The following is a 7898-nucleotide window of genomic DNA, read 5'->3' as shown; positions in this document are numbered from 1 at the left end:
ATCAACCACACCGGGAGCACGAATTGCACTGGTCGGACAGGCATCAAGACAGCGGGTACAGGTGCCGCAGTGGTTAGTGTGTGGGCGCGATGCCGGTAGGGGCAGATTGGTTAAAACCTCGCCTAAAAACACCCAAGAGCCATAGTCACGGGTAATCAGGTTGCCATTTTTGGCCACCCAGCCCAACCCCGCTTCCTCAGCCCAGAATTTATCCTGCACCGGTCCTGTATCGGCATAATAGCGAGCCAGGATAGGCTGACCGTTGTCATCTGGTTGCGCCTGCAGCCATAGCGATAGCTGTTTCAACTTTTTGTGCATGACCCGATGGTAGTCGCGGCCCCAGCCATAGCGGGCAATTTTGCCGTATTCAGCTCCTTCAGGTCGCTGGTGGTGGGTGTAATAATTGAGCGCTACACAAATGATCGACCGCGCCTCTGGCATCACCCGGCGGATATCCTGGCGTTTTGGGTTAGCCATCCAGGCCATATCTGCCTGATGCCCCTGGTCTAACCACTGCTGGAGCCGTGTCTGCATCGTCTTTTCCTGAACACTTGGCTCAGGCGTCACAGCCACAACCCCAACGCGATGGAAGCCTAATGTTTTCGCCTGTTGCTTAATCTCAGCAAGCAATGGATTGGCTACTGGGGAGGAGGGAGAGATGATGGAATCTGGCACTGCATTACTACCCGGACCTGACGACTAAATCCATGATGTTCTTCATGGTTAACAATGGCACAGATGTCTGGAGTGTAGTCTTCTGGAACAACTATTTCAAATCCTAACCGCTGGTAAAAAGGAATTGTCCAAGGGACATGGCGAAATGTGGTTAAGGTGACCGTTGTAAAGCCTTGCTGACGGGCCGCCTCAACCACCTGCTTCATCAGAGCTGTACCAATACCCTGCCGACCAGAATCAGGCAAAACATCAAGCTCCACCACAAAATAGCCGGTGGGTAAGCGATCAACGACTACAAACCCGACGAGCGTGGTCTGAGGTTTTGCCATGGCTGCTACCCATAGATGCCGTTGATGTAAGGCCTGATTTAGAAAATCAACGGAGACAATATCGTCTAGTATTCCTGGAGTTAGCCCCAATGGACCGAGATAGGGGACGTAACGTTGGGCCGCCGCTCGCTCTATGGCAGGCAGATGTTCAACATCCGATGGTTGGGCTGGCCGAATTAGATAGCCCACGGCGTAGTCTACCGCATTGACTATATCCCCATTGTCCATTCCTCTTAATCTTTAAATACTGATTTATTTGTATCCCAATCTTGTTTTTTGGGAAAGCCTTTATTTCTCTCCTTACTGAAAATAATACGTCACAATTTAATCGGAAATTTGGTAACAAAAGATACTTCTCAAAAGTTAGTGACCTTTAATACTGGAGCCAACAAGGAAGGTTTCTAGGGTTCCGGTTTAATCATTTGAGATGTCTCAATGTTAAATGTCTGGTCCGAGAGAAACCGCCAGTTTTCTGGTACACGGCGGGATAAAAGCCCGGGAGAAACCGTTCAGCAGCTTGTGTCTGCTATGGATTCTCTCGGGCTTTTAATTTTTTGATTTCCTGTTGAATGTCATAACGGTTCAATATCCTTGCCTATTTAGCGCTATGCACCGACATTATGAGTGACACACCTACCTTTCGTAATCCAGCTGATTCAGAGGCGAACCGTGCCCTAGAGCGTGAGGCTCAACTGCCCCTCACGGGCTGGCAGCAGGAAGTGGCCCAAGGGTTGGAGTATGGGTTAGAGGCCGCCGATAGTATTCGCGATCGCACCATTCCCACCTTCTCTCGTGGCGAGCTCCCCCACTACGCTGGCATTAATACCTTTCTCAAAGCTCCCTATATCGAGGACGTCCGCAAGGTGGGTGACTATGACATTGCCATTGTGGGTGTCCCCCACGACTCTGGCACCACCTATCGTCCTGGTACCCGCTTTGGTCCCCAAGGTATTCGTCGCATCTCCGCTCTCTACACCCCCTACAACTTTGAAATGGGGATTGATCTACGAGAGCAAATTACCCTTTGTGATGTGGGCGATATTTTTACAATTCCTGCCAACAACGAAAAGTCTTTTGACCAAATTTCTAAAGGCATCGCCCATATTTTCAGTTCCGGTGCGTTTCCCATCATTCTCGGCGGTGACCACTCCATCGGATTTCCCACTGTGCGAGGTGTATGCCGTCACCTGGGGGATAAAAAAGTCGGCATTATCCACTTTGATCGCCATGTGGATACTCAAGAAACTGACCTGGATGAGCGCATGCATACCTGCCCCTGGTTCCATGCCACCAATATGAAAAATGCGCCTGCTAAGAATTTAGTACAGTTGGGCATTGGCGGGTGGCAGGTGCCACGCCAGGGCGTCAAAGTATGTCGTGAGCGGGCCACCAACATTCTCACGGTTACAGACATTACTGAGATGGGGCTGGACGCCGCCGCTGACTTTGCCCTAGAACGAGCCCTGGATGGCACCGACTGTGTTTATATCAGTTTCGATATTGATTGCATTGATGCCGGATTTGTCCCCGGTACCGGTTGGCCTGAGCCCGGTGGCCTCCTGCCGCGTGAGGCCCTATACCTGCTGGGCAAAATCATTCGCGATGCCCCAGTCTGCGGCCTAGAGGTGGTAGAAGTCTCACCACCCTACGACATCAGTGACATGACCTCTCTGATGGCCACCCGCGTAATTTGTGATGCCATGGCTCACTTGGTGCAATCTGGACAGCTGCCAAGGACAGGCACCCCTGACTATATTCACGCCGAGGCCAACATGGATGTCGGCAACGATTGGCAATAAACCAACCATGCACGAAACCGACATGACCAAAGCCTTAATTGGCACCATTCGCGACTGGTGGGACTCTCAGCCGGAAACCCCGATCATTGAAAAGGTTCATCTGATTGTGGGGGCATTTACCTGTGTCGAACCGGCCAGTTTGCAGTTTGCCTTTGACGTACAGACCCAGGGAACGTTTCTCGACGGTGCTCAGTTGGTGATTAAGGATGTTCCCCTGGTGGCCCACTGTCATACCTGCCGCGCTGATTATCGACCTGAATTTGGCAGCCAATATGCTTGTCCCACCTGTCATAGCCCCATGGAAGATATTCGATCTGGTCGGGAATTAAAAATTGACCGCCTTGAATGTGTTGTGGCCTAATGCCACCCCCCTTGTGGAGACGTTCCATGGAACGTCTCCACACCCCGTTGTCCATTGCCCATTACCTATACAATGCACCAAACCTTTGACGCCGCCCTCGAAATGAATCTGCTCCATGCCAATCAGAAAGGAGCCGATCACAACCGTGCCCATTTTGATGAATGGGGCATCACCTGTATCAACCTGATGAGTAGTCCTGGTGCGGGTAAAACCCAGCTGCTGGAAACTACACTTAACGGCTTACAGAGCTTAAATATCGCTGTGATTGAAGGGGACATGACCACTGAGCTGGATGCCAATCGCCTCCGTCAGTACGGTGTTCCGGTCATTGCCATCAACACCGGTCGTTCCTGCCATCTAGACTCCAAAATGGTGGCTGGTGGCATACATCAGCTGCAACATGAGCAAGATCCCGCCAGTCTGGATCTCGTTGTTGTTGAGAACGTCGGTAATCTGGTTTGCCCTGCTGAATTTGAAGTGGGTGAGCATGCCAAAGTTGCTCTACTCAGCGTGACTGAAGGAGAAGACAAACCTCTGAAATATCCGGTGATGTTCCGAGAAGCAGATTGTTTGTTGATCACTAAAACAGATTTAGCACCCTATCTGGATGTTGACTTAGAAGAGATTGAAGCTAACGTCAGACAAATTAATCCCAATGTGATGATCTTTCGTGTGTCTGCCAAGACTGGTGACGGTCTAGCGGGCTGGTTTGAGTGGGTTCAGCAGACGGTTGCTAATCAGCCAAACCGTTTACAGCTCACAGTATGACGTTCCAAGGTCCTGTATAAAAGCTTTGTCCCTATGCAAAGCTTTAGGTTTTCAGCAGACGAAACCATTGGCTACAACCTGGATGTGATGCGATTGCTGATTTAGGGGATGAATCAATCTAGAGCTATTGCTATTTGACGATATCTCACAACTAAAGTCATCCCGAGGATCAGCAATGCCGATGTGATTACCCAAGACAGCTACTAACTAGTTCCACAGTTTAGTGAGGTGTGCGATGCGACGACAACGATTTTTATCTACATGTTTAGCCTTTGTCTTTGGTGTGGTGGTTGCTGTAGGGTGTGCTGGCAATGCTCCAGAAACCACCTCTGAACCTGCCGCTGATGCCCCAGAGATAGCTGCGGCTGAAGGTGCTCCTTTAGTGATTGGATACAGTAATTGGCCCGGCTGGCTACCCTGGGCTGTAGCGGAAGAAAAAGGACTGTTCGAGGCCAATGGAGCCAATGTAGAACTCAAGTGGTTTGACGGCTATCTATCCTCCATGGAGGCCTTTGCTGCTGGTCAGCTGGATGGGAATAGTCAAACGTTGAACGACACCATTTCATTTGCGGCGGATGCTGTCAATGGGGAAGTGGCTGTTTTGGTCAATGACAACTCAGCCGGCAATGACAAAGTGGTTGTTGCCGAAGGGGTTAATAGTGTTGAAGATCTAAAGGGCAAGACTGTTGCCCTAGAAGAAGGTGTGGTGGGTGACTTTATGCTTACCCAGGCCCTGGAGGAGGCTGGTATGTCTCGTTCTGATATCACCATCAAGAATTTAGAAACGGGGGCAGCGGCGGCAGCGTTTGCCTCTGGTCAGGTGGATGCTTTTGCTGGATGGCCACCTTTCTGGGGGATTGCCCTGGAACGTGAAGGTAGCAAAGAACTGTTATCGTCCAAGGATTATCCAGGGGCAATTCCGGACCTATTGGTGGTGAGTCAAAAAATGATTGATGAGCAACCTGAACAGGTGCAGGCTTTGGTTAACACCTGGTTTGCCACCCTTGATTACATCGCCAAAAATCCAGAGGAGTCCAATAAAATCATGGCGGAGCGCTCTGGTGTTTCCGTTGAAGACTATGAAGATTTCAAAGCGGGTACTCGCATCTTCACCATTGAAGAGAATTTAGAAGCGTTTAGCGAGGGTGAGGGTATGAAACATATGCCCTTTGCTGCGCAGAAAATGAACGACTTTATGGTGGATGTGGGCTTTATTGAGGCCGGTCCTGAAGATTTGGGTGCCATCTTAGATGACAGTTTCGTGCAAGCCTATTCAGAGGGCTTGTAAATAGCTCTGATGGTAGGGGCGCACAGTTCGCCCCTACCTGTTTTTTATGTTTTCTTAGGAAGAACGACCGATGACTCAAACATCTGAACCGTTCAAAGATGATTTTGAGCCAACGCCTAAAAGCTTAGAGCCCACGGTGTTTTGGCGTATTGCTGAAGAGATTCCAGATTCGCTGAACTGGATTCTAATTGTTGCTTCCGTAGTAGTGCCTTTAACAGCCTGGTGGCTACTGTCTAACTATACGGGGGTAAATCCTAAGTTTTTGCCTAGTCCTCAGAATGTGGCTGGCGCTTTTCAACGACTATGGGAAAAAGGATTTATCACCCAAGATATTTTTGCAAGTTTTGGGCGAGTAACGGCTGGCTTCACCTTGGCAGCGATTGTCTCGATACCGTTGGGAATCAGTATGGGAGCCTTTGCCAGTATTCGCGCCATGCTGGAGCCGATTGTTGGGATTTTGCGGTACATGCCTGCTCCGGCGTTTATTCCGCTATTAATTATCTATCTGGGTCTAAATGAAGAGCCTAAAATCGCACTTATTGTGATCGGTACGGTGTTTTACAACACTCTGATGATTATGGATGCGGTTAAATTTGTGCCTAAGGACTTGATCGAGACTACCTATACTCTGGGGGGACGACGCTGGCAGGTGCTGATGTCAGTGATTACGCCCTACGTTATTCCGAGTATTATCGATACTTTTCGTATTAACGTCGCCACAGCTTGGAACTTGGTGGTAATTGCCGAGTTGGTGGCAGCCGAGGAAGGGTTGGGCAAACGTATTCTGCTGGCCCAGCGCTTCTTTAAAACTGATGAGATTTTTGCTTGCCTGATTATGTTGGGAGTCATCGGATTTGCTTTAGATTTAATCTTTCGTTGGGTGCTCAAGACAAGCTGTAAGTGGGCGTTTGATTAGTTATGCATCTTGAAATTTCTAAGCTTTATAAACAATTTTCAACGAAGCAGGGGCCGCTGCTAGCTCTTAAAGACATTAATATCCATGTTGAAACAGGGGAGCTGGTCTGTGCTGTGGGCGCTTCTGGCTCAGGGAAGTCAACATTACTGCGATTGGTTGCTGGTTTGGATACGCCCACCGGCGGTGAGATTACCGTTGATTTTGAGCCAGTGACGGGGCCAGGGGCTGACCGTGGCATGGTATTCCAGAAGTACACCCTCTATCCCTGGATGACGGTACAGCGCAATGTTGAGTTTGGTCTGAAGCTACAGGGGGTAACCCAAAAGGCAAGGCGTGAGCGGGCTAGCTACTACTTGGATGTGGTAGGGCTGGCTAACTTTGCTAAGTCATTGCCTAAAGAGTTGTCGGGGGGAATGAAACAGCGGGTTGCGATCGCACGCGCCCTGGCCTGTCATCCTAAAATCCTGCTCATGGATGAACCCTTTGGAGCCTTGGATGTGCAAACCAAAGAAGTCATGCAGCTATTTCTGTTGGATTTGTGGAAACGCACCCGCTGCACCATTTTGATGATTACCCACGATGTGGAAGAAGCCGTGTTTCTATCCCAGCGGATCTATGTGATGACGGCACGTCCCGGAACCATTCAGCGTGAGATTACCGTTGATCTACCTGAAGCACGCACCTACGCCATGAAGCGCGATCCTAAGTTTCAGTCGTATAAACATGAAATAACCGACCTATTGCGAGGCAAACAGGACTTAGATCTGGTAACTGCTTAGCCGCTGGTTTGCACAGCAATTCTATGTCAACAGCCTCTATCCCAGCCACTGATGGCCAAGGGTGAACTGCCCGAGCGGTTTTTGCCCAATGCCGAACATAACACCCCTCCTACCCGATGGCCCTTATAAAGGACCCGTATTTTGGCTGTACTTGGCACTATGGGAATGATAGTGCCCAAAGGCAGTGAACCAGTTAGAGGCTCGCATTTTGCATCAATAACAGCTGATTTTGAACTTTTTACAGTCAGGTGAAGATAGCTAAGGGCTAAGCCCTATATTTAGACAAACCCAGTTCAATAAAACCGGGTAGGCAAAGCAGCATTTTTAGTTGCTTCTGCCACCTGCAGTCGTCAAACTAAGCCAACGTTGGGAAAAATTGCCACAGCGATGACCTTTAGCTTTTTTTCTAGAGGTTCTCAGCCAGGTTTCAGGAATGGCCTGTAGCTTCGAACATGAACCCAAACAGGAGCAGCAAACTATGGCAGTGGAGTACGATCTTGTCGTTATTGGTGGCGGTTCTGCCGGTTTAGTAGCCGCTAGCGCTGGGGCTCAGCTCAAGGCTCGTGTTGCCTTAGTCGAAAAACATCTACTGGGGGGCGACTGTCTCCACTATGGATGTGTCCCCAGTAAGTCCCTTATCCACGCTGGTCAGGTGGCCCATCATGTACGGACTGGGTCCCAGTTTGGCATCTACACCTCAAAACCCACCATCAAGTTTGAAGAAGCCATCAACCATGTTCAGAACGTTATCGGTATCATTCAAGAGCATGACTCAACGGAGCGATTTGAAGCCCTCGGCGTCGATGTTTTCTATGGCTCCGGTCAGTTTACTGACTCAAAAACCTTTGAAGTCAACGGCAAGCAATTAAAAGGACGTAATTTTCTAATTTCAACCGGTTCTCGACCTGCAATTCCTCCCATTGAAGGCATCAAAGAAGCTGGCTTTTTGACCAATGAACAGGTCTTTTCCTTGAAAGAGCGAC

At 49.5% G+C, this 7898-nt stretch carries 9 protein-coding genes and 1 riboswitch; of the genes, 7 read left to right on the top strand and 2 right to left on the bottom strand.

The genetic code is table 11. The annotated features are described in order from the left end of the window. Nucleotides 1–675 (bottom strand): tRNA epoxyqueuosine(34) reductase QueG (gene queG / locus DXZ20_RS31635; protein WP_348918742.1); only part of this gene is annotated, 675 nt, incomplete at its 3' end. Then, nucleotides 639–1232, bottom strand: a complete 594-nt coding sequence (locus tag DXZ20_RS31630) for a GNAT family N-acetyltransferase (protein WP_163702809.1) — start codon at nucleotides 1230–1232, stop codon at nucleotides 639–641. The genes DXZ20_RS31630 and queG, both read right to left, overlap by 37 nt. 162 nt (nucleotides 1233–1394) lie before the next feature. Further along, nucleotides 1395–1508, top strand: a riboswitch (guanidine-I (ykkC/yxkD leader). Nucleotides 1509–1624: 116 nt separating this feature from the next. Here DXZ20_RS31630 and DXZ20_RS31625 point away from each other — a divergent pair. The 7 genes from DXZ20_RS31625 to DXZ20_RS31595 all read left to right on the top strand — a co-directional run. Next, nucleotides 1625–2803, top strand: coding sequence for an agmatinase family protein (locus DXZ20_RS31625; RefSeq protein ID WP_163671427.1), 1179 nt, complete (start codon nucleotides 1625–1627; stop codon nucleotides 2801–2803). Nucleotides 2804–2810: 7 nt separating this feature from the next. Beyond that, nucleotides 2811–3164, top strand: a complete 354-nt coding sequence (gene hypA, locus DXZ20_RS31620) for a hydrogenase maturation nickel metallochaperone HypA (RefSeq protein WP_163671428.1) — start codon at nucleotides 2811–2813, stop codon at nucleotides 3162–3164. 72 nt (nucleotides 3165–3236) lie between these two features. Then, nucleotides 3237–3932: a hydrogenase nickel incorporation protein HypB gene (hypB, locus tag DXZ20_RS31615; RefSeq protein ID WP_163671429.1), complete on the top strand. Its 696-nt coding sequence runs from the start codon at nucleotides 3237–3239 to the stop codon at nucleotides 3930–3932. A gap of 235 nt (nucleotides 3933–4167) precedes the next feature. Beyond that, a complete protein-coding gene (locus DXZ20_RS31610) occupies nucleotides 4168–5220 on the top strand; it encodes an ABC transporter substrate-binding protein (protein WP_163702808.1) in 1053 nt (350 codons plus the stop codon). A 70-nt stretch (nucleotides 5221–5290) separates the two neighbouring features. Beyond that, nucleotides 5291–6136 (top strand): ABC transporter permease, encoded by an 846-nt coding sequence (locus DXZ20_RS31605; protein ID WP_163702807.1) that lies wholly within the window; start codon nucleotides 5291–5293, stop codon nucleotides 6134–6136. Nucleotides 6137–6138: 2 nt separating this feature from the next. Further along, nucleotides 6139–6915, top strand: a complete 777-nt coding sequence (locus tag DXZ20_RS31600; RefSeq protein ID WP_163671432.1) for an ABC transporter ATP-binding protein — start codon at nucleotides 6139–6141, stop codon at nucleotides 6913–6915. A 478-nt stretch (nucleotides 6916–7393) separates the two neighbouring features. After that, a partial coding sequence (locus DXZ20_RS31595) for an FAD-dependent oxidoreductase (RefSeq protein ID WP_163703679.1) occupies nucleotides 7394–7898 on the top strand: 505 nt, incomplete at its 3' end.

Source organism: Adonisia turfae CCMR0081 (assembly GCF_011009555.1).
In the GTDB taxonomy this organism is placed as follows: Bacteria; Cyanobacteriota; Cyanobacteriia; order Phormidesmidales; family Phormidesmidaceae; genus Leptothoe; species Leptothoe turfae.
The sequence above is the reverse complement of the archived record's forward strand: the minus strand, read 5'-3'. Positions and strand labels throughout refer to the sequence as shown.